Below are 24,886 nucleotides of genomic sequence, written 5' to 3' on the forward strand. Positions count from 1 at the left end.
AGCTATAGGAAGACCGCGTTCGGTCACCTGTTTGACAGCTTCAATTTTGAATTCTTCGGGATAACGCGGGTTGCTCATGGCACCTCCTAATGGGCCGTATTATGAGGCATGGAGGTGTCTACGAAACTAGGGGCGATTCACAGGGCGTCTGGACCTTCTTGCAGCAGCTCAATAGGGCGCAAGCCGTACCGAACCAAGAGCTGAGCCGCCGCCGCGTCTACGGCATCCCCACGGGCCTCTAAGCTGGCCTGTACAACCTTCACCACATCCAAGGGCATGGGGTCCCTGGCGTTCTTCTGGAGCGCACCACCAGCACGAATAGCGCGGGCAGTGGCACCTGTTTTAGGCAGACTGATTCCTTCCCATCCTGGCACCTCCCGCAGGACCGTAATCATTCCTGCCGCTTGGGTATGGGCAGACGATGCCGCACCGCCAGCGGCTAGCTTGCCCTCGGCATAGGCCATGATGCGCTGTACCTGCTGTGCTGGAGTGCTTGGCCACCTTAGAACGCGGTCGCAGAGCTTGCGCATTATCCCCGCCCGGCCAGTGCTTACGCGGTCACAGTAGTCATCCAGCGCGGCATTGAACTGCGCCGCTGATCTAGTATCCGCCTGCAACGTCCTGGGCTGCTCGGTGTGCGCCTCTGGTACTGGCTCCGGTCCATGTAGCACAGCTAGGGGCGCACCACTCTGTACGGCCTCGATAGCCCGCACAGCGGCCATTGCCTCAAGTGGATGCATAGCTTCCATTCCTGGCGGCGGCATTCCTTGAGCGGCCAGGGTGTAGGCGCGCTGCTGCCAGTCCAATTCAGTTTGCCAATCCTTTGTAACGCGCTTGGTAGCCGGGTGCATATCCTCCACAGCTCGCAGAGTGACGCGCTCTACAACGGACTGTAAGCCACGCAGAACAGCGCTAGGGTCAACCCTTGGTGCATCCACCCCTAGAGTGCCGTTCGTAGCTGTAGCAGCCGGAGACAACGCCTCATCGCAGATGCGGTCAAACTCCACTGACACCTGCCGTGCAAGCTTCAAAGCGTCGACGCGGTCAGCAGTGCCCAACGCTTTGCGGAACTCTGACTTGCCCAGCAGATCGGCAACAGCCTGTGGATAGCGCCGCCGATAGTGATAGCGCCCTTCACGGCGTGACAAGTAAGACATTCTGGATTCTCCGGGGCACGTGGTACGGTCGTGTGGTGGTGTCGCGCGGCACATACGGGCGCTGAATACTCAGCCATGTGTCACACGACCGAACCGCTGCAAGCCTTATTCTAACTAGCTTGGCGACGACTCGGCAGTTTCAAAGTGTACCGGTCGACCAGTGACTGAATGGCCCGTCTACGTTCACAGTCACCGGGGCCGCGCGTTATAGTCTGTTTTTCAAATACTGAACCCGCGGGTATGGCCCTGCGCGTTACCGTTCGAGGATTTACCGATGAAGTTCGAAGGCACCCAGTCCTACGTCGCCACCGACGACCTCAAGCTCGCGGTCAATGCCGCCATCACCCTGGAGCGCCCGCTGCTGGTCAAGGGTGAGCCGGGCACCGGTAAAACCATGCTGGCCGAACAACTGGCCGAATCCTTTGGCGCGCGCTTGATCACCTGGCACATCAAATCCACCACCAAGGCCCACCAGGGTTTGTACGAGTACGACGCGGTCAGCCGTCTGCGCGACTCGCAACTGGACAGCGACAAAGTCCACGACGTGCGCAACTACATCAAGAAAGGCAAGCTGTGGGAGGCCTTCGAGTCGGAGGATCGGGTGATTCTGCTGATCGATGAAATCGACAAAGCCGATATCGAGTTCCCCAACGACCTGCTGCAAGAACTCGACAAGATGGAGTTCTACGTTTACGAGACTGACGAGACGATCAAAGCGAAAAAACGCCCGATCATCATCATCACCTCGAACAACGAAAAAGAACTGCCAGACGCCTTCCTGCGCCGCTGCTTCTTCCACTACATCGCCTTCCCGGATCGCGCGACCCTGCAGAAGATCGTCGATGTGCACTACCCGAACATCAAGAAGGACCTGGTCGCCGAAGCACTGGATGTGTTCTTCGATGTGCGCAAGGTGCCGGGCCTGAAGAAGAAGCCCTCCACCAGCGAACTGGTCGACTGGCTCAAGCTGCTGATGGCCGACAATATCGGCGAAGCCGTACTGCGCGAACGCGACCCAACCAAGGCCATCCCGCCCCTGGCCGGCGCCCTGGTGAAGAACGAGCAGGATGTGCAGCTGCTTGAGCGTCTGGCCTTTATGAGCCGCCGCGCTTCGCGCTAAGAATTGGGCTGCAGCGCGTTGTCAGACGCGCTACCCACTCGGTATAGGGCTCGCGAGCTAGAGCCAGGCAAGGCGAAACCGAGCTGAACAGCGCAGCGTACTCCAGTACGTGAGCATGTGAAGCGAGGTTTCAACGCCGCATGGCCGACGCGCAGCAGCCCGGCCAGAATCAATATATGAGGGCGCAGCTATGCTGCTCAACCTGTTTAACGAAATGCGTGCCGCCAAGGTGCCGGTGTCGGTGCGTGAGCTACTCGACCTGATCAACGCGTTGAAACACAACGTGGTGTTCGCCGATATGGACGAGTTCTACTTCCTCTCGCGCACCATACTGGTCAAGGACGAGCGGCACTTCGACAAGTTCGACCGCGCGTTCGGCGCCTACTTCAAGGGCCTGGAAAACCTCAACCAGCATATCGAGGCGTTGATCCCCGATGAGTGGCTGCGCAAGGAGTTCGAGCGCTCGCTGACCGATGAGGAACGCGCCAAGATCGAATCCCTCGGCGGCCTGGACAAGCTGATCGAGGAGTTCAAGAAACGCCTCGAAGAGCAGAAAGAACGCCACGAAGGCGGCAATAAGTGGATCGGCACTGGCGGCACCAGCCCATTCGGTTCTGGCGGTTTTAACCCGGAAGGTATCCGCGTCGGTGATGCGGGCAAGCGCCAGGGCAAGGCGGTCAAGGTCTGGGACCAGCGCGAGTACAAGAACCTCGATGATCAGGTCGAGCTGGGCACGCGCAATATCAAGGTGGCCCTGCGTCGCCTGCGCAAGTTCGCTCGCCAGGGTGCGCAGGACGAGCTGGATCTGGACGGCACCATCGACCATACCGCCAAAGATGGCGGCCTGCTGAATATCCAGATGCGTCCGGAACGGCGCAACGCGGTGAAATTGCTGATCCTGTTCGACATCGGCGGCTCGATGGACGCCCACGTCAAGGTCTGCGAAGAGCTGTTTTCCGCCTGCAAGACCGAGTTCAAGCATATGGAGTACTTCTACTTCCATAACTGCGTGTACGAGTCGGTGTGGAAGAACAACCTGCGTCGCACCTCCGAACGCTTCTCCACCCAGGATCTGCTGCACAAGTACGGCGCCGACTACAAGGTGGTGTTCGTCGGTGACGCGGCCATGGCGCCCTACGAGATCACCCAGGCCGGCGGCAGCGTCGAGCATTGGAACGAGGAACCAGGCTACGTCTGGATCAAGCGCTTTATGGAGAAGTACAAGAAGCTTATCTGGATCAACCCCTACCCCAAGGACACCTGGGGCTACACCGCTTCGACCAACATCATGCGCGAGCTGTTGGAAGATCAGATGTACCCGCTGACCTTGCAGGGTTTGGAAGACGGGATGAAGTTTCTGTCGAAATAGCGCATCAGCAAAACAACAAAGGCCCGTATGGGCCTTTGTTGTTTAGAGCAGAAACGCTCAGGGCTTTTCGCTATCGGCGCCTGGCTTGTTCATATCCAGCACGCTAGATACCGGCGCTACTGCTACTGGCTCATCCGGCGCTGCCGCAGGTAGCGCCTGAGTTTTAACCTTGCGAACGCCAGTGATACGGCGGTAAATCCAGCCAAACGCCAGCACAGGGATAATCCAGAATTTCTTCAGCAGTAACAGTGCGGCTGCCAATAGCCCCGTTTTAGCGGCTAGCTTGCCCGCAATCAGCGCACCGATGCCATAGGCCGCGACATCATCGATATCCGGGTCGAACTCTGCATAGCGATGGCCTTGATTGAACTCGGTCATGGCCAATACCACCGGCACCTGTTGCTCGATTTCCGCCAGCTGATCCATCCCGGCGACAAAATTAAGCACTAACACGCCTTTGCGTCCCAGCACGCGAATGTTGTAGTTGAGCACCTCATCGGAATCGCCGAATTTAAGCTCCTTGGCCCAATGGAGTTTTTTGCCTTGCGCGTCATAACGCGGCGTCGCAGCCCAACCGACCAACAGCACCGGCTCATAGCCGTTCTCTGCACGCCAGGCGTTGTTCTCCTGGGTTTCTTTTTGCAGGTCTTGCAGCATTTCCTTGTAATCGATATCGGCCGCGTCTTTATCAGACACATAGCCATTGGCTTCGTACTCAACGGTAACCGCCCAGGATTCGCTGGCCAGAGGCGAGACAGCCACTGGCAAAATCATGCCTAGAGGTGGTTGGTTATCCGGCGGATTACCCCAGATATCGACCAGCACCCGTTCGGCATCCTCACCACTCAAAAAGACCAGCGAAGGGGGCAGATCGAGCGTGGCCAACTGGTCGCCGAGCACAACTTTACCGGTTTGGTAATTTAGGCTGGCGATAAGTTCTTCGGCTGTTTGCCCTGCTTCGTCTGCGAGCACGGAGTCAGTCGTCTCTGCAGTGACATCCAATTCATCAACAACTGGGGCGGCTTGTGCAGGCAGGGTAGCCGCCAATAAGACGGCCAGGATCAGTTCCTTGATCGACATGAAAACTCCATAAAGCACTAGTTGATTGGCCGGCTAAGCTAGCATGCCAAACCAATAAAACCGGCCTCTCTCTGAAATTATTTGAAACACATCACAGAGTATCAGCGCCAGTGCCGCTGCTGCACCTTCTGGCTGCGACCCGCACCAAACAGCATGCCGACCAGCAGCGCCAGGCTTTCCAGCAGCCAGGCCAGCAGCATGGCGCAGGCAATGCCCCAGGCGATGGCTTCAGGTGCCAGCAGCACCTGGTAGCGGTAGGCGGTGAGGGTTTCTTCCATCAGCTCATGGTCGGCTGCGGTAGCCAGATGCCAGACTTGGCCATACCAGGGCCCTTGCATGGCTTTGGATTCGCGCTCAAGAAAGGCCGAGCGCTCAACCAGCGTGCCCAGGCTCTGAGCATCGCTGCGCATCACCGGATCGGCGCTGGCCTGATAATGGCCGACCAAGGCGACCAGATCGCCTTTGAAGAAACGCTTTGCAGTTTCCCGGAAGCCCTTGAGACCCTGCTCCGATTCAATGCGATGGGCTTCGACGCGTTTGCTGTAGTCGTCGATAAACCCTGGTACCTGCACCCCAACCAATAAGCCCAGGGCAAACAAGGCCAACCGCAGATAGCTTCTAAACATGTCCCCTCCCCCCCAATTCAGTCCGTTAGGCCTTGTGCAACACATTCACCGCCGCGCCACAACCGCCACTCGCCCGGCTGGTAAAGCGTCCAGCTCTCGTTATCGGTCAACGGCTCGGTCGCCAAAACGCTGACCACGTCATTGGGCGTAGTTTCCGCCTGGAAATCCACTTGCATATCGGCATCTTTCAGATGCGCCGGGCCAAACGGTGCGCGCCTAGTGATATGCGCCAGCTTGCTGCTGCAGAAACTGAACAGCCAGTCGCCATCGCTAAGCAGGCAATTAAACACGCCGTGCTGGCGATAACCGACACAGGCGCTGATCAGGGTTGGCAACAGCACGTCCACCGCCACCGGCTCGGGGAAGGCCAGCCGCAGACGATTGAGCAGGTCACAGAAGGCCGCTTCGCTGTCGGTGTCACCAACAGGTCGGTAGTTGTCCTGCTGCGGGGAAAAATCGGCCAATTGGCCGTTGTGCGCAAAGCACCAGTTACGCCCCCACATCTCGCGCACGAAGGGATGGGTATTGGCCAGGCAGACGCGGCCGACATTGGCCTGGCGGATATGACCGATCACCACTTCGCTCTTGATCGGGTAGCGCTGCACCAGTTGCGCCACCTCTGATTCGCTGCTGGCGCGCGGGTCCTGAAACAGGCGCAGGCCGCGTCCTTCATAAAAACCGATACCCCAGCCATCGCGGTGCGGGCCGGTCCGCCCGCCGCGCTGCATCAGGCCGGTAAAGCTGAAGACGATATCAGTCGGGACATTGGCACTCATGCCCAGCAATTCACACATTGCGTAACGCCTCGCGCAGCTGCTGCGCCTCAATGGCCAGACGCGCTTCAATACGCTTGCGCGCCAAGGGCAGAAAACGCGTCAGGGCGCGCCAGAGCAGCTGCGTGACATCGCCACAGCGCCGTGGAATCAGGTGCAGGTGCAGGTGCGGCACATGCTGGTTGGAGGTCGGCCCGTCGTTGATCAGAAAATTGATGCCCTGCACGCCATACCCGGCCGCGCGCAAGGCGGCGGCAATCCGCTGTGCCAATGGCAGCAGCGCATCCGCCGCCGCAGCGGAAAGATCCTTGAGAAACGGCGCGTGTTCACGGCTGACAATCAGCACATGGGCCGGGCGCAGGGGGAAGATATCCAGCAGGACGATAAAGTGCTCGTCCTCATAAATACGCTCGGCAGGCAATTGCTCAGCGGCAATTGCACAGAACACACACTCCATAGCCCCTCCTTATAAATGACAGGCCATGCTGAACGGCTGTGTGCTGTGGCGCAAGTTGAGTTACAGACGTGGCTCGACCCGTAGCCTGCGATCACCACGGGAATCGTAACGGGTGTCGCCGAAATCCTGCTCATCGCGCGCCATCATCTCGCGCAAGGTCGGCTCATTCTCGGCAATTGGTGCAGGCCCCTTGCGCGCCTGCCACCACCGTTCCACAGGCCAGCGCACCGCGACAAACAGCAGATACAGAGTAAAGACGATTAGCGCATACATGCTCAGGTCGGCCACCGCGCGCCAGGCGTTGTTGCCCACGCCAAGCAGCATGTCCATGGCGGTAATCGCCACCGCAGGGGCGAACTGCTCTTTGCCGGGGTCGACAATGGTCGGGCTGAACAACAGCACCAGCACCAGCACACGCAACGGCTCACGCAGGTATCGCCACATCCAGCTGGTCAGGCGAAACCACACCAACAGGCAACCAAGAGCCGCCAGCAGATAGGCGCCCCAGGCAAGCAGGTAGTCGTTTTCAGTCATAAAACGCAAATTCTCTGGCATTGAAGACCAGGCGGCGCACGCGCATAAGCGCGCAGATTTCAGCAGCCGACGGGCGAAGTGGCGCTTATGATAACGGCTTTTGCCTGCTTAGGCGCCCCTGCTGTCGGCCGCTAACCCAACGGAGTTACCCCATGCAACACGCCCCCATCGCCCGCGTCGACAACGCTGCCGACCCGTACCGCTGGCTGGAAAACCGCGACAGCGCTGAGGTGCTTGACCACCTCAAGGCGGAAAATGCCTACCTGGAACAGCAGCTCAGCGAGCAACTGGAGCTGCGCGAAAGCCTGTTTCAGGAGATCAAGGGGCGCATCCGCGAAACCGACCTCAGCCTGCCGTCACCCTGGGGCCCTTATCTGTATTACCAGCGCACCACGGCGGGCGATGAATACCCGCGGCATTACCGCTGCCGCAAACCCGTCGATGGCTCGCTGACGGTCGATGAGAGCAGCGAACAGCTGCTGCTCGACCCTAATGCCCTGGCCGATGGTGGTTTTATCTCGCTCGGCGCTTTTAGCATCAGCCCCGACCATCAACGCCTGGCCTATAGCCTGGACACCAGCGGCGAGGAAACCTACCAGCTGTTTGTCAAAGAGCTGGCCGACGACAGCCTGATCGAGCTGCCGTTCGAGGAATGCGATGGCAGCATGACCTGGGCCAATGACAGCCAGACCCTGTTCTTCGGCGAGTTGGACGACACTCACCGCCCGCACAAGCTGTATCGCCACCGCCTCGGCACTGACGCGGCCGAACTGGTATTCCACGAGCCGGACGGGCGCTTCTTCCTCAGCTGCTACCGCAGCAGCTCCGAGCGCCAGCTGATCCTGCAACTGGGCAGCAAGACCACCAGCGAAGCCTGGGTGCTGGATGCCGCAACGCCACAGGGCCACTTCAGCTGCGTGGCGCCACGCGAGGAAGGCCACGAATATGACGTGGACCACGGCACGCTGAACGACCAGTGGAGCTGGTTTATCCGCAGCAACCAGCACGGCATCAACTTCGCCCTGTTCGCGACCAGCGAATCAGCGCCGAGCCGCAGCGCTTGGCAACTGCTGCGCGAGCATGACCCGCAAGTGATGCTGGAAGGCTTTAGCCTTAATCAGCAAGCGCTGGTGCTTAGTCTGCGCGAAGGCGGCCTACCGATTATCGAAGTGCAGCCGCAGGGACAAGCGGCCTACCGCGTACAGCTACCGGACGCCGCCTACAGCCTGTATGTGCAAGACAGCCTGGAATTCGACAGCCCCGCCATTCGCCTGCGCTACGAAGCGCTCAATCGCCCGGCGCAGGTGCGTCAGCTGACGCTGGCCACGGTCGCGCAAGTGGTACTCAAGCAAACCCCGGTACTTGGACCGTTCGATGCCGACGACTATGTCAGCCAGCGCCTGTGGGCCACTGCCGCCGACGGCAGTCAGGTGCCGATCAGCCTGGTGGCCAAACGCGAAGTGCTCGGCACCTCTGCCCCGCTCTATCTGTACGGCTACGGCGCTTATGGCGAAAGCCTCGACCCCTGGTTCTCCCATGCGCGCCTGTCCTTGCTTGAGCGCGGTTTCGTATTTGCCATCGCCCATGTACGCGGTGGCGGTGAACTGGGCGAAGCCTGGTACCGCGCCGGCAAGCTGGAACACAAGCAGAACTCGTTCAGCGACTTTATCGCCTGCGCCGAACACCTGATCGCACAGGGCTACACCAGCCCGGCACAGCTGGCCATCAGCGGCGGCAGCGCAGGCGGTTTGCTGATGGGCGCGGTGCTCAATCAGCGGCCCGAGCTGTTCGCCGCCGCCATCGCCGAGGTGCCGTTTGTCGATGTGCTCAACACCATGCAGAACCCCGACCTGCCACTGACCGTTACCGAGTACGACGAATGGGGCGACCCAAACCAGCCCGAGGTATTCGAGCGGATAAAAGGCTACGCGCCGTACGAGAACGTGCAGGCCCAGGCCTACCCGGCGATTCTCGCGGTGGCCGGTTACAACGACAGTCGGGTGCAGTACTGGGAAGCCGCCAAATGGGTGGCCAAGCTGCGCGCGCAAAAAACCGACAACAACCTGTTGCTGCTGAAAACCGAACTGGACGCCGGCCACGGCGGCATGAGCGGCCGCTATCAGGCGCTCAAGGATGCCGCTCTGGAATACGCCTTTATCCTCAAGGTGCTGAGCCTGGTTTGAGTCCAACTTGCCGCTCTGCCAGCCGTGGCCATATGGCTTGGCAGAGCGGCGCGGGCTCAGAGTAATTCGCGCTAAACAGCGGACGTTTAGGGCGAAAAATTACTTGACCGTTCATGCAGATTTAACCTGTCTGACGTGCAAGTTCGGCTAGGCTGAATGGCACGCTGGCGCACTGCCATCTCGCCCATTCAACTGCCTGCTCACCATGGACGGTCTGTGATGAAAAACTGGAAGATCAGAACCCACCTATTCCTTCTCTCCGGCTGCCTGCTGTTTGGTCTGCTGTGTGTCGGCGGTCTTGGTTTGTATGGGCTGCAGGCCACGGTCAAGGGATTGCAAACGGTGTACCTGGACCGCGTGGTGCCGCTGCGCGACCTCAAGCTGATTGCCGACTTGTACGCCGTCAATATCGTCGATGCGACGCACAAAGCGCGCAGCGGCGAGCTGGATGAGAAAACCGCGCAACAGCTGATCGAACAAGCCCAGGTGCGGATCGAGGAAACCTGGCAGGCCTATCTGGCCACCGAACTGATCCGCGAAGAAAGCCAGCTGATCGAGCAGATCAACCCGCTTATGCAACAGGCCCGGCAACCACTGAATGAACTGCAAAGCCTGCTCAATCGTGGCGATAAAGCCGGCATCGACGCCTTTGCCAGCCAGCGGCTTTACCCGTTGATCGACCCACTCTCGGAGAAGTTTGCCGAACTGATCGACGTGCAACTGCTCGAAGCCAAGCGCCAATACCAGCTGGGCGAAGCCGCCTATGCCAGCAACCTCAACCTGAGCATCAGCGTGTTGCTGATTGCCCTGCTGATTGGTCTGGCACAGGTGTTCTATTTTATTCGCCTGATGAGCCGGCAGCTGGGCGCCGAGCCTGGCGAGCTGGAAGAAATCAGCGCGCATATCGCCGAAGGCCGCCTGGGCGGCAAAACCTTGGGCAACCAGGTGATGACCGGCGTGATGAAATCCGTGCAGAGCATGCGCCGTGGCCTACAGGACATGATCGGCAATATCGGCGAAGCCTCTGAACAGATCGAATGCGCCACCCTGCAGCTGGCCGCCTCCTCCGAGCAGGTACTGACCAGCGCCAATGTGCAGAGCGACACCGCCTCGGCCATGGCCGCCACCGTCGAGCAACTGGCGGTAAGCATCAACCACATTGCCGAAAACGCCCAGCAAACCTACGACATGGCAAAAAAAGCCGGCGACATGACCGATGCAGGCATTCAGGTCATGGCCCGCGCCACCACAGAAATGCACAAGATCGCCGAGCTGGTGGCCGAGAGCTCGCAGGATGTCGAAACCCTGGCCGCGCAATCACGCAATATCAGTGCGATTGTCGACGTGATTCGCGGCATTGCCGAACAAACCAACCTGCTGGCCCTCAACGCCGCCATTGAGGCTGCACGGGCCGGCGAACAAGGTCGCGGCTTTGCCGTAGTCGCCGATGAAGTGCGCAGCCTGGCCGGGCGCACGGCCCACTCGACAACGGAAATCATCGCCCTGGTCGATGCCATTCACAGCGGTATGCACAAAGCAAAAAACAGCATGGCCGCCGGCTGTGAGCGGGTCAGCATTGGCACCCAACTGGTCGATCAGGCGGGCAGCTCGATGACGGGGATTCGCCTGGCGCTGAATGAATCACTGCAGGCCGTCAGCGTGATCTCGCTGTCGCTGCAGGAGCAACGCGCCGCCAGCGAACAGGTGGCCATGAGCGTGGAGCGCGTGGCGCAGATCGTCGAAGAAAACTCCGCTGCGCAAGGCGGTATCGTGCAGGCCATCCAGTCTCTGCAAGCCATGTCCGGGCGCTTGCAAGGCGTGATGCGGCGCTTCAGTTTCTAAACTGCAAATCGCAGCGGGCCACTCGGCGGCAGGCAGCGAGTGGCGCTGGCAAGCCCAGTGGCGGGCGGCTAAGGTCAATCTATGCGACTGACCTCGCGTTACGTCTATCCAGGCTGCCGTCCATGCCCGCCCACTCCCAACTGATTGATGAAATACGCGACATGCTGCTTGATTGCGGCCTGTTCGACAGCCTCACGCCCAATGAGCTGCTCAGCGCCGCTGGCTACTTCAACATCAGCAAATGCGCTCCGGAGGCGAGCATCTGCCGCGAAGGCGACCCCGGCACCTTTATGTGCATCATCCACGCGGGTGCGGTATCGGTGCGCAAGATCAACTCCAGCGGTGAAACCATCGAACTGGCCAAACTGCGCAAGGGCCGCGCCTTTGGTGAGATGGCGGTACTCGACGGCGAACGCCGCTCGGCTAGCTGCATTGCCGTGAGCGACTGCAGCCTGCTGATGCTGGCCAGGGATTCCCTGGACAAGATGCTGAGCGAAGCGCCCAAGACCGCCGCCAAAGTCATCCGCGCCATTGCCATCGCCATGTCCCGGCGCTTGCGCATGGCCGATGGGCAGTTGGTCGAGCAACAGCTCTAGCTGCTAGCAATTCACTCGTCGGATTTTGGCAGCGGCTGGGTATTGCGTTCGCGCTGTTCTTTCAGCAACGGCAGCTCCTGGTCGCGACGCGGTTGGCTGGATTCCGGCAGCGGTGCCTGCTTGAGCAACGGCGGATTATTGCGGGTTGGCGCAGGCAGATGCTGCGGCGCAGCCGGTGCGTAGGGTTGCGGCGTTGCAGTACCTGGGGCACCCGCTGCAGGCGCCGTGGCGGGCATTTTGGGCGGTTGCTGAGCCAGCAGCGAAGTGCTGGCAAGCGCGGTCAAAACAAACAACAGAGTAGTCAGGCGCATGCGGGTATCTCCCATACAGTTACTCACTTGGGCCTCAACCACGGCGTTAAGTGCCGCACGGGCGGTTCTCACTGACCACCGGCAAGGCTAGACTGGTGGCATGACCACCGTACGAGATTCCAGATGAGCAGCGATAAATCCCCCTCCGCCACCGGCAAGCTTGACCGCATCCTCGCCGAGGCCCAGCGCTCGCGTGAAGAAGGCTACCGCGACAAGGCGCTGAAGATGTACCCGCATGTCTGCGGCCGCTGCGCCCGCGAGTTTTCCGGCAAGCGCCTGAGCGAGCTGACCGTGCACCACCGCGACCACAATCACGACAACAATCCGCAGGACGGCTCCAACTGGGAGTTGCTGTGCCTGTACTGCCATGACAACGAACACTCGCGCTACACCGACCAGCAATATTTCAGTGAAGGCTCGCTAAGCACACCGAAGACCGCCCAGGCGACCCACAACCCCTTCGCCGACCTGGCTGCAAGGCTGAAAAAAAGCTGACTCTGTAGCCCGGATGAAATCCGGGAACGGTTTTCTGAGCATCACCGATGCCCCGGATTGCATCCGGGCTACGGCATTGCCCAACGGCACTATCCGGCCTGGCCTCGGCAGTGCGTTGTCCTAGCCAACCTACGCGTTGGCGATGCTGTTGAGCCTTAAATCGCCAGCAAGCTGGCGCCTACAAAAATTCAGGTCGCGGCCATACAGGTATACTCGCGTCTTTTTTGGCGCCCGCCGCCCTTGGCGCGGCCTCAAAATCCCCCCGAAAATTCTGTGCGAGTGCCACCGTGGCCAACAAGAGATACGCCTGCATCGGCCTGTTCAACCCAAAATCCCCGGAAAACGTCGGTTCAGTGATGCGTGCCGCCGGCTGCTATAGCGCCGCCTCGGTGTTCTACAGCGGCAAACGCTATGCCCGCGCCCGCGACTTTATTACCGACACCCAGCGCATTTATATGGATATTCCGCTGATCGGTGTGGAAGACCTGCAGCAGATCATCCCCATCGGCTGCACACCGGTCGCCGTGGAGCTGGTTGAAGGCGCACGGCCACTGCCGCAATACACCCACCCCGACCGCGCCATCTATATCTTCGGCCCTGAAGACGGCTCGCTGAGCAAGGAAGTCCTCGACTGGTGTGAGGACGTAATCTACATCCCCACCCAGGGCTGCATGAACCTCGCCGCCACCGTCAATGTGGTGCTCTACGACCGCATGGCCAAAGGTATCAACACCAAGTCCGGGCCTGGGCTCAAGTAAGCCGCTGCCCAGCCATTACAACCCCGATTTGAGCCGGCTAAAGGCGCGAGTCAGTGCGCGGTTGAAGGCCTTGGTGTTGTCATTCTTGGTATACAGCTGCGCGCGCACGGCAGCTGGTGGGTAGGTGCCAGGGTCGGCAAGAATGGCTGGATCGACCGTGGCATTAGCCGCCGGCACAGTGTTGGCGTAGTAGATGGTGTTAGTGATCGCGCCGATCACTGCTGGTGTCATCAAATGGTCCATCAGCGCCAGGCCTGCCTCGGGGTGTGGCGCGTCCTTGGGGATCACCATCGCGTCAAACCAGATCAGCGTGCCTTCGCGCGGGATGCTGTAGTGCAGGCTATAGGGCTTGCCCGCCTGCTCAGCCTGGCCGGCGGCAATCGACACGTTGCCATTCCACGACATCGCCAGGCAGGTATCGCCGTTGGCCAGGTCGGTGATATTGCGGTCGTTGTCAAAGTAGCGAATCGACGGCCGCACTTTGGCCAGGTGCGCTTCGGCCAGCTTCAGGTCGTCCAGGCTCTGTTTGTTGATATCCAGGCCCAGGTAACGAAAGGTCGCAGCGAACACCTCATTGGGATCATTGAGAAAGCTCACTCCGCAGTCGGCGAACTGCGCCACCACCGCAGGGTCGAGCAGCATCGCCCAGCTGTCGGTCGGTGCATCGGCCATACGCTTGCCGATGGCCTGCTGCTGATAACCAAAACCCGTAGTGCCCCAAACATACAGCCCGGCGTAACGGTTGCCCGGATCGAACGCGGCCATATGCCCGGTGAACTCGCTATCCAGCCCGCTGAAATGTGGCAATGCGGCCTTGTTTAGCGGCTGCAGGGCGCCACTCTGGATCGCTCGCTGCAGATGCTGACCGGCGGTGAGCACCAGGTCATAACCGCTACGCCCGGTAAGCAGCTTGGTTTCCACGGTTTCCAGCGAGTCGAAATGATCGACCACCACCTTGATCCCGGTCGTTTGCTCGAAGCTGCTGAGGGTATCCGGCGCCAGGTATTCCCCCCAGATAAACAGATTGACCTGCTTCGGCGCCTCGGCCGCCAGCACTTGCGCGCTCGCAGCCAGGCCCATACCAATGCCCAACAGACTGGTATGCAGTTTCATCAAAGCCTCCTAGGCGCGCTTGGGCGCAGCGTATTGCGGCATGGTGATGCAGGCGACGTTGCCGCCACCGAGGAGAATTTCCCGCGAATTGTCGATGCCGAGGATGCGGTGCGTGGGGAACAGCTCGGCCAGGGTCGCCTGAGCCACACGGTCGCAGGGGTCGTTAAACAGCGGCACGACGATGGCCGAGTTGCCGGCGTAATAGTTGATATAGGAGGCGCAGATCTGCGTACCAGCCTGACGGGTGTGGGTGGATTCATCCTGATCCAGGCCTTCGGCTTCTTCGGCCGTCCACTCCAGCACGCGCGGCTGCGGCAGCTTGTGTACTTCCAGCGCGCGGCCGCAGGCGTCGCGGGTACTGCGCAGGATATCGTAGGCCTCCTGGTAGATTTCCCACTGCGGATCAGAGCGATCATCGGTCCACTGCTGCACCACCACGCCCGGGCGGACAAAGCAGGCCAGGTCGTCGATATGGCCGTCGGTTTCATCAAACTTGCAGCCGCGTGGCAGCCAGATCACCTGCTCGGCGCCAAGGTAATCGCTGAGTCGGCGGGTCATCTCCTCTTTGCCCAGATGGGCGTTACGGTTGCGGTTAAGCAGGCACTGCTCGGTGGTCAGCAGGGTGCGCTGACCATCAGTCTGGATACCGCCCATCTCGGCAATAAAGGGCGCGCGGTAGCGATCATAACCTTCGATTTCAAGAATCTTCTGCGCGATCTGATCGTCCTTGTCCCAGGGGTAGTACAAGCCGCCGTCGAGGCCGCCATAGGCGTTGAACTCAAAATCCACGCCGCGCACTTCACCGCTCTCGTCATTGACCAGAAAGGCCGGGCCGCTGTCGCGGAACCAGGTGTCGTTGCAGGTCATTTCCACCACGCGCACATGGGCTGGCAGCTGACGGCGGGCGGTGGCGTATTGACTGGCCGAGGCACAGACGGTGACCGGCTCACTGCTGGCAATCGCCGTGACGATGTCCACCCAAACCTTCTGCGCCGGCTTGGCACCGTTGCGCCACACGTCGGTGCGCTCCGGCCAGCCGAGCCAGCAACCGGCCTTGGGTTCAAATTCGCCGGGCAGACGGAATCCATCGGCTTTAGGGAGAGAAGTCAGGGAACGCGCCATCGGATGCACCTTATGCCTGTGGGGAAGATGGCCACACAGTACGCGGCGCTCCGGCCAAGGTTCCAACGACGATAATTACGGAATAGCTGAATTCAATTCATCATTCAGCCAGGTGATCACTCAGCCAATCTAAGAAGTCTGCCACCGCCGGCTTCTCCAGGCGGATGCGTTCGCAGACCAGCGCATATTGCCCGAGCGCCGCCACGCTGGCATTGAACGGGCGCACCAGGCGGCCGCTGGCCAGGTCCTCGGCGGCAGTGAGGTTATCGCCCATGGCCACGCCCTGCCCTTGCGCCGCGGCTTCCAGCGCTAGGCCAGCATGGCCGAGATAAAGATGACGCGCCGGTTGAATGTCGCCGGCATGGGTGGTCAGCCAGGCGGTCCAGGTCTTGCCGTCCTGATCATCGTGCAGCAGGCCATGCCGAGCCAGGTCACGCGGGTGCTTGAGCCCGCCCTGGTTGAACAGGCTGGGGCTGCACACCGGAAAGAACTGCAGGGTCGGCAACGGACGCACAAAGTACGCGCTGGCATCCTCAGGCCCGGTGCCGTAGGTGATCGCCAGGTCGATATCCGGGCTCGGCAGGCAGGCTTCCAGCGGTTGTTCATGCAGATGCAGGGTGATCTGCGGATAGCGGTCGCTGAAGTCGGCCAGGCGGCTGACCAGCCACTTCTGCGCCAGTTCGGGGGTTAGCGCGATACGCAGCACCACCTGCGAGCCGGGGTCACGCAGCTCGTCGCAGGCCTCGCCAATCAGCTCAAACGCCTGCTGCAAACGCTGCAACAGACGCCGCGCGGCAGGCGTCGGTACGACTTGACGCCCTTCGCGGGCAAACAGCGGCGTGCCAAGTTGTTCTTCTAGCTGGCGAATCTGATGGCTGACTGCGCTGTCGGTGACGCACAGCTCGGCCGCCGCCCGGCCAAAGTGGGCGTGGCGGGCGGCGCACTCGAAGGTGCGCAAGGCGGTGAGGGACGGTAGGCGGCGCATGCGGGGCTCCAGATCGGCAACTGCGCCGCATGCTTACTCAGGGCGTGGGCTAGCGCAACAGCTTGTTGTCCAGGGTCTTCGAGGCGCGGCCCATAACGTTTTCGCTGATCTCGATAAAGTCTTTGGTGCTGGCCTTCTCCAGGCGCATCAGGCCGCGGGTCACGTCATCCAGCGAGCGCGGCTGGGTGCTGCCCTTGGTCGCCTGGCGGATTTCCCGATCCAGTTCCTGCAGCAGCAACACCGCGCGGGCGGTGACCGGGCCACTGGAGTTATCGGTGCGCAGGCTGTTCACCGGCTTACTCCAGCGGATCAGCTGCTCGCGGATCTTCTGATAGCGCTCCTCGCTGAGCCCGCCAGCGCGGCGCATCAGCTCGATGGCGTAGTACTCGGCCAGGCCTTCGGTAATCCAGTCGCTGCGATCACGGGCGCGGATTCGGCTGAACACATGCACCAGTTCGTGCACCAGGGAACTGGTGCCGTTCTCACTGACCAACGGGCGGTCCGTGTGCATGTAGTAGGAGTTGGCCGCCGACAGACCGCCGCGCCACATCGGATCACCAGCGCCGACGATCAGCAGCTTGGCGGGATCGCGCGGAAACACTTCCTGGGCATGCGGCCAGATAAAGGTCAGCAGGGTCATTACGTCCATACGGCGCATGCCCTCGCCAACCGGGGCCGAAATGGTCACCTCAGTTTCACCCAACTTGGCACGGCGCGTGCCGATCTTGCCGGCCACTATCCAGCCGGTCGGGCGGTCGAACTTACGCTGCGGGTTGTCGATGCGGAACTTGTTCTTGCCGATACGCGGCCAGCCGGTCTCGACGCTCTGCCAGCCTTTGGGCAGCTCGAACTGCAGGCGTGAGACCAGCTCGGTTTTATCCTGCTGGCGCAGCTTGACCGCCGGCACCAGGTCATCGCCGCGCAGCAGCGCCCAGTCCTTGGTAATCCGCGCATCGAAGCGTCCGGCGCTGCGCTCGTTGTTGATTCGCACGCGGTAGCGGAGGGTCGACTTGCCTTTGCCTGGCTGCCAGGTGCCCAGCTCGGCGCTGTTCTGCGTCCACTGGCCGTCAGCTTTAAAGTCGCTGTAAACGCCCTCCTTGCCCAGATTGAAGGCCAGACTGGTCACCGGCGCACCGTCTTCCAGGGTCAGGCTGACCTCGGCCTGTTCGGTATCCGGTAGGAAGCGCACCTGGTAATCCAGATCGATCTTCTTCGCCCACAGCGGCGTGCTCAGGCTCAGCAGAACAACAGACAGCAGCAAACGGCGCATCAACATGGCAAAGCTCCACAGTGCAAATCGGTGACTCAGGCGAGTTTAGGCTGTCATTGGCGGGCACGGTTCAATCGACGTGGCTCAATCGACGTGATTCAGCCGGCGCGGAAGATCATATGATCTTCCCACTCATCCTCAGCCACGCTGTTTTCACTGAGCATGCGCCCAGCCTGGGAAATGCGCTGCTTGTGCACCTGCTCAGGGTCGCCGCAGACCAGGTGATGCCAGAGCAGCAGATCTTTTCCCTCACTGACCAGGCGATAGGCGCAGGTCGGCGGCAGCCACTGGAACTGGTCGGCCTGGGCCGGGGTGAGCTGAATGCAGTCAGCAACGAATTTGCGTCGGTTGCTGTAGTCGGTGCAACGACAGGTCTGCAGATCCAGCAGTTTGCAGGCGATGCGCGTGTAATACACGCTGCCATCGTCTTCATCCTCAAGCTTTTGCAGGCAACACAGACCGCAGCCATCGCACAGCGATTCCCACTCGTCCTGATCCAGCTGTTCGAGGGTTTTGCGTTTCCAGAAGGGTTCGACTTTGGCGGCCATGGCGAGGGTACGGTGAGGGGTGAAAAGGCCGGCAGTCTAGCGGCTGGGGCAACAGCGGCCAAGGGCGGCGAGCCGAATGGTTAATTAATAACCACGGAGAAAGTCCACACACCCGCGCAGTTCCTCACCGATACGCCAGCGCGCCAGGTTATCGACAAACAGCTGCACCAGTAGGCGCGGATCAGTCGGCGCGGAGCTGTGGCCGGTGAGCAGCAGACGCGGCGCATCCCAGAAGGGATGGCCGGCAGGCAGCGGCTCCTCACGGCAGACATCAATCACCGCGCCCGCCAGTTGCCCCTGCTGCAAGGCGCTGACCAGCGCCTGGTCGACCACCGCCACACCGCGCCCGGCATTGATAAACAGCGCACTGGGCTTGCAGGCGGCGAACAGCGCTGCGTCGTAAATATCACGGGTGGCTGGCGTATCCGGCAGCAGGTTGATCAGGTAATCGGCCTCGCCTACCAGGCTTGGCAGCTCATCGAGCCCCGCCACCTGACGGAACGGCGGCAAATTGCGCGGACTGCTGGCGATACCCAGTAGCTCGATGCCGAACGGCGCCAGAAACTGCGCCACGCTCAGGCCGATATCACCCGCACCGACGATCAGCACCTTGCGCCCGGCCAGGCTGCGCGGCAGACGATTGTCCCAGCGCTGCTCGACCTGCGCGGCCAGGCGCGCCAGTAATTGGCGCTCGTGGGTCAGCAGATGGCACAGCACATACTCGGCCATCACCTGACCGAAAATGCCGACTGCACGGGTTAGCGCGTAGTTAGTCGGCAAGTCACCCGCCAGCAGCGGCGTGATGCCCGCCCAGGTCGATTGCAGCCACTGCGGCCGGCTGCCTTGACGCAGCAGCGGTGCGAGCAGATCCGGCTGGCCCAGCCAGAGCGGGCAGCTCGCGGCGTATTCGGCCAACTCGGCCGGCTGATCGCTGCCGCACAGCTCGAGCTCAGGCGCCTGCTCGCGCAATAACTCGGCATACAGCGCGTGTTCGGCTTCGGCAATCAATACACGCAGTGGGGCACTCGCAGTGGCGGGCATGGCGATTACATCGGGTCGTTACGGCGCAGCAACTCATCGGGCAGATGCTCGATGTATTCATCTTCCGGCGGCGGCATCTGTAGGTGGTAGCCCTGCTCGTCGAGGTTGGCCAGCACCTTGTGGATGTCTTCGCGGGCCAGCACGCGCTCGGGCGTCAGCACCATCTCGAAGGCCAGGGCCGGCGGGCCGAAGGCCAGCAGCAGGTTTTCCGGCACGCGCTTGAGGCCATCGCTGCGCAGCACATAGAGGTACATCTCGCTCTTGCGCGGGCTTTTGTAGATTGAGCAGATACGTTTCACGCGGACTCTCCGGTTGCAGCCAGGCAATCAAGCAACGCCTGGCCCATCAATTCACGCCGCCAGCCGCGCAGCGACTCCGGCAACTGGTAGGGCCCATTCGGGTAACCGGTTTTCAGCAGGGCTTCGAGGGTTTTCTTGCGCAGCATCAGCTCAGGGGCAATGTTCAGGCGCTCACCTTCACGCTGGCCAATGGCGCGCAGCTTTTTCAGCAGCGCCGCAGCGTCAAGCGGCAACGGCTCGGGCAAGGCCTCGGGCCAATTCTCAGCCGGGGTGGCTGCCGCTTGCTTGATCAGTTGCAACAGAAACTCGCCGTCCTGGCGCACGGTTTTCGGGTGCATGTCCTCGATCCGCGCCAGCGCCACCAGGTTATCGGGCTGGGTACGCGCCAGTGGCCACAACGAGTGCTCACGAATAATCCGGTTACGCGGCTGGTTGCGTTTGCGCGCCTGACCTTCACGCCAGGTGCACAGCGCTTTTAGCACCGCCAACTGCTGCCGGTTGAGTTTCCAGGCCAGCTTGGCTTCGCGGTAGGCCAGCTCCGGGTCGACTTCGCGGCAGAGGTTACTGACCAGCTCGGCGCCGTCTTCCAGCACCCAGGCGTATTTCTCGGCAGACAGCTGCGCCTTGAGCTGCGCATACACCTCGGCAAGGTGCAGCACGTCTTCGGCCGCATAACTGACCTGAGTGGCCGACAACGGCCGCTGCAGCCAGTCGGAGCGGGTCTCGCCCTTGGGCAGTTCAATATTCAGCACCGCCTGCACCAGGCGCGAATAGCCCATGGAGAAACCCAGGTTGAGGTAGCCGGCCGCCAGTTGGGTGTCGAAGAGCGGCGTAGGCAGGCTGCCGGTCAGGCGCAGAAAGACTTCCAAGTCCTCGCTGCAGGCATGTAGCACCTTGACGACGGCAGGGTCCTGCAGCAGCTCGGCAAAGGGCGCCCAGTCGCTGATCAGCAGCGGATCAATCAGGTACGCCCGCTCGCCCTCGCTGACCTGCAGCAGGCCGGCAATCGGGTAAAAGGTGTCGACCCGCATAAATTCGGTATCGACCGCCACAAACGCCAGCGTGCGCCAGGTTGCACAATGCTGCGCCAGGCTGGCGTCATCACCAATCCACTGAATATCAATCGCCACACAGCTCTCCCATCAAGAATGCCGCGCAGTATATATGCCCAGGCACTGTGCCGGGCATTTGCTGCCTTGGGCATCACAGATACGAATGAACCCTGTAATCTGGCCGGCGCTTGCATCTGCTTACCTTCATCACAGGGAATAAAAAAATGAAGAAACTGCTTGGCCTGCTTGTGGCCTTGATTGCTGCGGCGGCGATCTACCTCGCTGTCACACCCAGCCCGATTGATCCACTGGCCTGGGAAGCCCCGGCCATCCCGCCGATGACCGGCGTACTGGAACCCAACGACACGCTGATGAAGGCCGAACTGCTCGGCCGCGGCCAGGTGCATGGCCCCGAAGACACCGCCGTAGATGCCCAGGGCCAGGTGTACGCCGGCCTGCACGACGGCAAGATCGTGCGCATCAAGGCCGATGGCAGCGTGGAAACCTTTGTCGACACCCAAGGCCGCCCACTGGGCATGGACTTTGACGCCACCGGCAACCTGATCGTCGCCGACGCCTACAAGGGCTTGCTGAGCATCGACGCCCAAGGCCAGATCAAGGTACTGACCACCGAAGCCGAAGGCGTACCCTTCAAATTCACCGACGATCTCGACATTGCCCGCGACGGCACCATCTACTTCAGTGATGCCAGCCAGCGTTTTGAGCAACCGGACTATCTGCTCGACCTGCTCGAAGCCCGTCCACACGGCCGCCTGCTCAGCTACAACCCGGCCAGCGGTGAAACCAAGGTGCTGCTCAAGGACCTGTACTTCGCCAACGGCGTGGCGCTGTCGGCAGCTGAAGACTTCGTGCTGGTTAACGAAACCTACCGCTACCGCATCACCCGTTACTGGCTGAGCGGCGAGAAGGCCGGCACCCACGACATCTTTATCGACAACCTGCCGGGCCTGCCGGACAACCTGCAGGGCGACCGCAACGGCACCTTCTGGGTGGCCCTGCCGACCCCGCGCAAAGCCGATGCCGACATGCTGCACCGCTCGCCCTGGGCAAAATCGCAGCTGGCTAAACTGCCGCGCGCCTTCTGGCCCAAGGCCGTGCCTTACGGCTTTGCCATCGCCCTCAATGAACAAGGCGAAATCACCCAGAGCCTGCACGACACCAGCGGCACCCACCTGCGCATGATCACCTCGGTCAAGCCGGTGGGCGACTACCTGTACTTCGGCAGCCTGGATAATGATCGGATTGGCAAGCTGAAAATCCGCTAAGCCATCAGCACAAAAAAGCCCGCGCAACTGTTTAGTTGCGCGGGCTTTTTTAATGTTCGGGATTTACCTATTTGATCTTTTCCGCGATCCAGATGGTGTGCCGGGTGCCCTTGTTGCCATGGGCGTAGACCTGCACTTCTTCGACCTTGAAGCCGGCCTTGCGCACCTTGTCGCTGAATACCCGGTCGGCGCTGGCTGACCACACCGCCAGCACGCCCTTGTTGCGTAATGCCTGGTAGCAGCGCTGCAGACCCTGGGCGGAATACAGCCAGCTATTGCGCTTCTGGGTCAGGCCTTCGGGGCCGTTGTCGACATCCAGCATGATCGCGTCATAACGCTGATCGGCGCTCTTCAAGCAATTGGCGACATCGTCCTGAATCACCCGGGTACGCGGATCAAGGATTGGATAACCGGCCTTGGCCCCCAGCGGACCGCGGTTCCATTCCACCACCCCAGGCACCAGCTCGGCCACTTCGACTTCGGCGGTCTTGCCCAGGTTCTGCAAGGCTGCGGCCAGGGTAAAGCCCATGCCCAGGCCGCCGATCAGCACCCGCGAATCCGGCCGTCCAGCGACCTTCTTGCAGGGAATCGCCGCCAGCGCATCTTCAGAGCCATGCATGCGCGTGTTCATCAGCTGACCGCCATCGCCGCCGGCAATCTTGATGACAAAATCCTCGCCGTACTCGAACAGGCACAGGGCACCCGAACCATCGGGAATCGGGGCGGTATCGAGCAATACAAAACGCTTCATGGCGTGCGGCAACCTGGGTCAGCTAAAACGGGGATGCAGCATGCCCATAAACCGGCAAAGATGCAGCGCCCAGCGGGCAGAAATCTTGCAGAACTAGGCTGCGACAGCTCAATAGCAGGGTTTATGATGCCGGCTGCCCTAGAATCTGTTCAGGATCTCGCGAGCTAGAGTCATGCAAGGCGCTACGTTAGTAACAGCCTCCGGCTGGTCAAAGCAGGCGAGGAAGCGGAGTGTACTTTTGTACATGAGCATTACTCGTTTCACTCGCCCCTTTGGGGTCGCGCTGAAGCGCGTTAGCCGCAAGCGGCTTCCGAGCCTGTTTTTAACGCAGCAGGGCCGACGCGCAGCAGATCGTGAGCAGGTTCTTATTACCCACAGGATGACTGTATGCCCCTCGCCCAACTGATCAGCGCCGCCCAGCTGCAGCGCCGCCTTGATGAGCCCGACCTGCTGATTCTCGATTGCCGCTTTGCCCTGGATGATCTCGCCTACGGCCAGCGCAGCTACGCCGACGGGCATATCCCCGGCGCGCAGTTTGCCGATCTGGAGCACGACCTCTCCGGGCCGATCCATAAAGGCATCACCGGCCGTCATCCCCTGCCGGAGCTTGCGCAACTGCTGCAGCGCCTGCGCGAATGGGGGCTGAACAATCACAGTGAAGTGGTGCTGTACGACGACGGCCCGGGCGCCTTTGCTGCTCGCGCCTGGTGGCTACTGGCCTGGCTGGGAAAACGTGAGGGCGTGTACCTGCTCGATGGCGGCCTCAAGGCCTGGCGCGAAGCCAGTGGTGCCCTTACCCAGGATCGGCCCACGCCTGCTCCCGGCACGTTCAGCGGCAGCGCCGACGCCAACCTGCTGGTCGACGCCGCGCAGCTGCAACAGCGCCTGGGTAATAGTCAACTGACCCTGCTGGATGCCCGTGGCCTACCGCGATTCAGAGGCGAGGTGGAGCCAATCGACCCAGTGGCTGGGCATATCCCCGGAGCGCAGTGCGCAGCGTTCACTGACAACCTCGACAGCGACGGCCACTTTCTCAGCCCTGAGCAGCTGCGCCAGCGCTTTGCCGCGCAACTGGGTGAGCGCCCGGCCAGCGAGCTGGTGGCTTACTGCGGCTCGGGCGTAACCGCCTGCCATAACCTGTTCGCCCTGTGCCTGGCCGGCTATCCACTGGCGCCGTTGTATGCCGGCTCCTGGAGCGAATGGATCACTGACCCCACCCGGCCGGTGGCCACTGGCGACTGATTTCAGCTTATGCAGGCTGGCCATGCGGATATTGCCCGCCAGCCGTGGTTAAGTCCCAACTGGAATATAGGCAATAACCGAAAGCCGAAAACAATTTAAAAACAGCCCTTTACAGTAGAAAGGTCGCACTACACTTCAACATGAGCGGCTAACCCCGCTCCCGGTGGGGCCTTTATCAAAATAAGTCGAAGCTGCCAGCGCCCCGGCCCCATCGGTCACCTTTCGCCGAGGGCTATATGGGAATTGCCGCCTGCGAGTTAAGCCAGTACGTCATCCGCCCTACCCTGCTCTACCTGGGCCGCCACTCCACCGCCGCCGAAGCCTTGTTGCTCGGAGCCGCCGCCAGCCAATCCGGGCTCGGCTCAGCTCTCGATGACAAACATGGCCACGGCCTCTACCGCATCGCCGCCCTACGCCACCAGCAGCTCTGGGATCAGCACTTGGCGCTGGACCCGGATCTCGCCAGCCAGGTGCGCGGCCTCGCCAGCCAGCATGCCTTCCTTGCCGCACCGCACCTGGAACTAACCGTCAACCTGCGCTACGCCACAGCGATTGCCTGGATGCTGATCGAAGCCGAGCACCGCGAGCTGCCAGCTGCCGACGACCTGCTCGGCATGGCGCAGGTCTGGCGCCGAGTATTCAAACCGCACGGCCGTACCAAAGACTTTATCGCCGCCTGGCAACGCTGCATCGGCAGCCTTAGCCAGGTGGCCTGAGGCTCACGCAAGCGGCAGGCTTTGCCTGACAATATCGGTGCAGCTAGCAGAAAATAGCGCATTGTTAAAGGCATAAAACCGCTCTATCTCGGGAACTTCAAAGGCTTGGCAAGGGTCAGGAAAAGTTGCTAGTTTCCGCCCCCCGCTAAAACCTAGGAGT

The 24,886-nt window shown here is 61.1% G+C and carries 26 protein-coding genes and 1 pseudogene; 11 read left to right on the forward strand and 16 right to left on the reverse strand.

From position 1 onward, the window contains the following. Positions 1-137 precede the first annotated feature (137 nt). Entirely contained in the window at positions 138-1,157 is a 1,020-nt protein-coding gene (locus tag Q8M42_RS04985) for a DUF6538 domain-containing protein (RefSeq protein WP_304865099.1), read from the reverse strand. Between the two features lie 274 nt (positions 1,158-1,431). Here Q8M42_RS04985 and Q8M42_RS04990 point away from each other — a divergent pair, with 274 nt between their 5' ends. Then, positions 1,432-2,277: a MoxR family ATPase gene (locus tag Q8M42_RS04990; RefSeq protein WP_274086556.1), complete on the forward strand. Its 846-nt coding sequence runs from the start codon at positions 1,432-1,434 to the stop codon at positions 2,275-2,277. Positions 2,278-2,467: 190 nt separating this feature from the next. Continuing rightward, the gene (locus tag Q8M42_RS04995; RefSeq protein ID WP_304865103.1) at positions 2,468-3,646 is read left to right on the forward strand and encodes a VWA domain-containing protein; all 1,179 of its coding nucleotides are present in this window, start codon (positions 2,468-2,470) and stop codon (positions 3,644-3,646) included. Between the two features lie 57 nt (positions 3,647-3,703). Here the strand turns inward: Q8M42_RS04995 and Q8M42_RS05000 are convergent, their stop codons facing one another. The 5 genes from Q8M42_RS05000 to Q8M42_RS05020 all read right to left on the reverse strand — a co-directional run bounded on the left by Q8M42_RS05000 (position 3,704) and on the right by Q8M42_RS05020 (position 7,116). Then, complete coding sequence (locus Q8M42_RS05000; protein WP_304865105.1) at positions 3,704-4,726, reverse strand: DUF2167 domain-containing protein; 1,023 nt, start codon at positions 4,724-4,726, stop codon at positions 3,704-3,706. 101 nt (positions 4,727-4,827) lie between these two features. Further along, the gene (locus Q8M42_RS05005; RefSeq protein WP_304865107.1) at positions 4,828-5,352 is read right to left on the reverse strand and encodes a DUF2937 family protein; all 525 of its coding nucleotides are present in this window, start codon (positions 5,350-5,352) and stop codon (positions 4,828-4,830) included. Positions 5,353-5,369: 17 nt separating this feature from the next. Further along, positions 5,370-6,146, reverse strand: a complete 777-nt coding sequence (locus Q8M42_RS05010; RefSeq protein WP_304865109.1) for a class II glutamine amidotransferase — start codon at positions 6,144-6,146, stop codon at positions 5,370-5,372. Beyond that, entirely contained in the window at positions 6,139-6,582 is a 444-nt protein-coding gene (locus Q8M42_RS05015) for an HIT family protein (RefSeq protein ID WP_304865111.1), read from the reverse strand. Before Q8M42_RS05015 ends, Q8M42_RS05010 begins: the two co-directional genes overlap by 8 nt. Positions 6,583-6,642: 60 nt before the next feature. Continuing rightward, positions 6,643-7,116 (reverse strand): MFS transporter, encoded by a 474-nt coding sequence (locus tag Q8M42_RS05020; protein WP_304865113.1) that lies wholly within the window; start codon positions 7,114-7,116, stop codon positions 6,643-6,645. Between the two features lie 152 nt (positions 7,117-7,268). On the opposite strand from Q8M42_RS05020, the gene Q8M42_RS05025 reads away from it, so the two are divergent. The 4 genes and pseudogenes from Q8M42_RS05025 (at position 7,269) to Q8M42_RS05035 (ending at position 11,737) form a co-directional block, all read left to right on the forward strand. Beyond that, a complete protein-coding gene (locus Q8M42_RS05025) occupies positions 7,269-9,299 on the forward strand; it encodes a S9 family peptidase (protein WP_304865115.1) in 2,031 nt (676 codons plus the stop codon). A 219-nt stretch (positions 9,300-9,518) separates the two neighbouring features. Then, a pseudogene (locus Q8M42_RS20905) lies at positions 9,519-10,046 on the forward strand (Tar ligand binding domain-containing protein); the annotation flags it as partial. Positions 10,047-10,553: 507 nt separating this feature from the next. Then, entirely contained in the window at positions 10,554-11,141 is a 588-nt protein-coding gene (locus tag Q8M42_RS20910; RefSeq protein ID WP_370692699.1) for a methyl-accepting chemotaxis protein, read from the forward strand. A gap of 122 nt (positions 11,142-11,263) precedes the next feature. Further along, entirely contained in the window at positions 11,264-11,737 is a 474-nt protein-coding gene (locus tag Q8M42_RS05035) for a Crp/Fnr family transcriptional regulator (RefSeq protein ID WP_304865119.1), read from the forward strand. 11 nt (positions 11,738-11,748) lie between these two features. On the opposite strand, the gene Q8M42_RS05040 is transcribed toward Q8M42_RS05035, so the two are convergent. Next, positions 11,749-12,048 carry a hypothetical protein gene (locus tag Q8M42_RS05040; RefSeq protein ID WP_275962526.1) on the reverse strand — a complete coding sequence of 100 codons (300 nt, stop codon included), beginning with the start codon at positions 12,046-12,048 and terminating at the stop codon, positions 11,749-11,751. A gap of 123 nt (positions 12,049-12,171) precedes the next feature. Between Q8M42_RS05040 and Q8M42_RS05045 the strand changes: the two genes are divergently transcribed. Together Q8M42_RS05045 and Q8M42_RS05050 are read left to right on the forward strand one after the other, a co-directional pair. Beyond that, positions 12,172-12,543: a YajD family HNH nuclease gene (locus tag Q8M42_RS05045; protein WP_304865122.1), complete on the forward strand. Its 372-nt coding sequence runs from the start codon at positions 12,172-12,174 to the stop codon at positions 12,541-12,543. A 287-nt stretch (positions 12,544-12,830) separates the two neighbouring features. Then, a complete protein-coding gene (locus Q8M42_RS05050) occupies positions 12,831-13,301 on the forward strand; it encodes an RNA methyltransferase (RefSeq protein ID WP_090253162.1) in 471 nt (156 codons plus the stop codon). Positions 13,302-13,316: 15 nt separating this feature from the next. Here Q8M42_RS05050 and Q8M42_RS05055 read toward each other — a convergent pair whose 3' ends face one another. The 8 genes from Q8M42_RS05055 to rnd all read right to left on the reverse strand — a co-directional run bounded on the left by Q8M42_RS05055 (position 13,317) and on the right by rnd (position 20,809). After that, positions 13,317-14,414, reverse strand: coding sequence for an extracellular solute-binding protein (locus Q8M42_RS05055; RefSeq protein ID WP_370692696.1), 1,098 nt, complete (start codon positions 14,412-14,414; stop codon positions 13,317-13,319). 9 nt (positions 14,415-14,423) lie between these two features. Then, positions 14,424-15,536: an agmatine deiminase gene (gene aguA, locus Q8M42_RS05060; protein ID WP_304865126.1), complete on the reverse strand. Its 1,113-nt coding sequence runs from the start codon at positions 15,534-15,536 to the stop codon at positions 14,424-14,426. Between the two features lie 100 nt (positions 15,537-15,636). Next, positions 15,637-16,521, reverse strand: a complete 885-nt coding sequence (locus Q8M42_RS05065) for a LysR substrate-binding domain-containing protein (protein ID WP_304865128.1) — start codon at positions 16,519-16,521, stop codon at positions 15,637-15,639. A 49-nt stretch (positions 16,522-16,570) separates the two neighbouring features. Continuing rightward, positions 16,571-17,797: a hypothetical protein gene (locus tag Q8M42_RS05070; RefSeq protein WP_304865130.1), complete on the reverse strand. Its 1,227-nt coding sequence runs from the start codon at positions 17,795-17,797 to the stop codon at positions 16,571-16,573. A 92-nt stretch (positions 17,798-17,889) separates the two neighbouring features. Continuing rightward, entirely contained in the window at positions 17,890-18,339 is a 450-nt protein-coding gene (locus tag Q8M42_RS05075) for a YcgN family cysteine cluster protein (RefSeq protein ID WP_160087331.1), read from the reverse strand. 84 nt (positions 18,340-18,423) lie between these two features. After that, positions 18,424-19,356, reverse strand: a complete 933-nt coding sequence (locus tag Q8M42_RS05080) for a D-2-hydroxyacid dehydrogenase (protein ID WP_304865327.1) — start codon at positions 19,354-19,356, stop codon at positions 18,424-18,426. Positions 19,357-19,385: 29 nt separating this feature from the next. Continuing rightward, a complete protein-coding gene (locus Q8M42_RS05085; RefSeq protein ID WP_170048768.1) occupies positions 19,386-19,679 on the reverse strand; it encodes a YcgL domain-containing protein in 294 nt (97 codons plus the stop codon). Next, positions 19,676-20,809, reverse strand: coding sequence for a ribonuclease D (rnd, locus tag Q8M42_RS05090; RefSeq protein WP_304865135.1), 1,134 nt, complete (start codon positions 20,807-20,809; stop codon positions 19,676-19,678). The genes Q8M42_RS05085 and rnd overlap by 4 nt, the downstream gene beginning before the upstream one ends. Before the next feature lie 146 nt (positions 20,810-20,955). Between rnd and Q8M42_RS05095 the strand changes: the two genes are divergently transcribed. Further along, positions 20,956-22,017: an SMP-30/gluconolactonase/LRE family protein gene (locus tag Q8M42_RS05095; RefSeq protein ID WP_304865137.1), complete on the forward strand. Its 1,062-nt coding sequence runs from the start codon at positions 20,956-20,958 to the stop codon at positions 22,015-22,017. Between the two features lie 67 nt (positions 22,018-22,084). Here the strand turns inward: Q8M42_RS05095 and Q8M42_RS05100 are convergent, their stop codons facing one another. Further along, positions 22,085-22,768, reverse strand: a complete 684-nt coding sequence (locus Q8M42_RS05100) for a spermidine synthase (protein ID WP_304865139.1) — start codon at positions 22,766-22,768, stop codon at positions 22,085-22,087. 387 nt (positions 22,769-23,155) lie between these two features. On the opposite strand from Q8M42_RS05100, the gene Q8M42_RS05105 reads away from it, so the two are divergent. Both Q8M42_RS05105 and Q8M42_RS05110 read left to right on the forward strand, forming a co-directional pair. Next, positions 23,156-24,010, forward strand: coding sequence for a sulfurtransferase (locus Q8M42_RS05105; RefSeq protein ID WP_304865141.1), 855 nt, complete (start codon positions 23,156-23,158; stop codon positions 24,008-24,010). A gap of 236 nt (positions 24,011-24,246) precedes the next feature. Next, positions 24,247-24,726 (forward strand): hypothetical protein, encoded by a 480-nt coding sequence (locus Q8M42_RS05110; RefSeq protein WP_275962516.1) that lies wholly within the window; start codon positions 24,247-24,249, stop codon positions 24,724-24,726. Positions 24,727-24,886: the final 160 nt, after the last annotated feature.

Source organism: Pseudomonas sp. (genome assembly GCF_030684895.1).
Classification (GTDB): Bacteria; Pseudomonadota; Gammaproteobacteria; order Pseudomonadales; family Pseudomonadaceae; genus Aquipseudomonas.

Coding starts and splice junctions, on each gene's coding strand:
- Q8M42_RS04985 (WP_304865099.1), bottom strand. CDS start 1,157: ATGTCTTACTTGTCACGCCGTGAAGGGCGCTATCACTATCGGCGGCGC.
- Q8M42_RS04990 (WP_274086556.1), top strand. CDS start 1,432: ATGAAGTTCGAAGGCACCCAGTCCTACGTCGCCACCGACGACCTCAAG.
- Q8M42_RS04995 (WP_304865103.1), top strand. CDS start 2,468: ATGCTGCTCAACCTGTTTAACGAAATGCGTGCCGCCAAGGTGCCGGTG.
- Q8M42_RS05000 (WP_304865105.1), bottom strand. CDS start 4,726: ATGTCGATCAAGGAACTGATCCTGGCCGTCTTATTGGCGGCTACCCTG.
- Q8M42_RS05005 (WP_304865107.1), bottom strand. CDS start 5,352: ATGTTTAGAAGCTATCTGCGGTTGGCCTTGTTTGCCCTGGGCTTATTG.
- Q8M42_RS05010 (WP_304865109.1), bottom strand. CDS start 6,146: ATGTGTGAATTGCTGGGCATGAGTGCCAATGTCCCGACTGATATCGTC.
- Q8M42_RS05015 (WP_304865111.1), bottom strand. CDS start 6,582: ATGGAGTGTGTGTTCTGTGCAATTGCCGCTGAGCAATTGCCTGCCGAG.
- Q8M42_RS05020 (WP_304865113.1), bottom strand. CDS start 7,116: ATGACTGAAAACGACTACCTGCTTGCCTGGGGCGCCTATCTGCTGGCG.
- Q8M42_RS05025 (WP_304865115.1), top strand. CDS start 7,269: ATGCAACACGCCCCCATCGCCCGCGTCGACAACGCTGCCGACCCGTAC.
- Q8M42_RS20910 (WP_370692699.1), top strand. CDS start 10,554: ATGCACAAGATCGCCGAGCTGGTGGCCGAGAGCTCGCAGGATGTCGAA.
- Q8M42_RS05035 (WP_304865119.1), top strand. CDS start 11,264: ATGCCCGCCCACTCCCAACTGATTGATGAAATACGCGACATGCTGCTT.
- Q8M42_RS05040 (WP_275962526.1), bottom strand. CDS start 12,048: ATGCGCCTGACTACTCTGTTGTTTGTTTTGACCGCGCTTGCCAGCACT.
- Q8M42_RS05045 (WP_304865122.1), top strand. CDS start 12,172: ATGAGCAGCGATAAATCCCCCTCCGCCACCGGCAAGCTTGACCGCATC.
- Q8M42_RS05055 (WP_370692696.1), bottom strand. CDS start 14,414: ATGAAACTGCATACCAGTCTGTTGGGCATTGGTATGGGCCTGGCTGCG.
- aguA (WP_304865126.1), bottom strand. CDS start 15,536: ATGGCGCGTTCCCTGACTTCTCTCCCTAAAGCCGATGGATTCCGTCTG.
- Q8M42_RS05065 (WP_304865128.1), bottom strand. CDS start 16,521: ATGCGCCGCCTACCGTCCCTCACCGCCTTGCGCACCTTCGAGTGCGCC.
- Q8M42_RS05070 (WP_304865130.1), bottom strand. CDS start 17,797: ATGTTGATGCGCCGTTTGCTGCTGTCTGTTGTTCTGCTGAGCCTGAGC.
- Q8M42_RS05075 (WP_160087331.1), bottom strand. CDS start 18,339: ATGGCCGCCAAAGTCGAACCCTTCTGGAAACGCAAAACCCTCGAACAG.
- Q8M42_RS05095 (WP_304865137.1), top strand. CDS start 20,956: ATGAAGAAACTGCTTGGCCTGCTTGTGGCCTTGATTGCTGCGGCGGCG.
- Q8M42_RS05100 (WP_304865139.1), bottom strand. CDS start 22,768: ATGAAGCGTTTTGTATTGCTCGATACCGCCCCGATTCCCGATGGTTCG.
- Q8M42_RS05105 (WP_304865141.1), top strand. CDS start 23,156: ATGCCCCTCGCCCAACTGATCAGCGCCGCCCAGCTGCAGCGCCGCCTT.
- Q8M42_RS05110 (WP_275962516.1), top strand. CDS start 24,247: ATGGGAATTGCCGCCTGCGAGTTAAGCCAGTACGTCATCCGCCCTACC.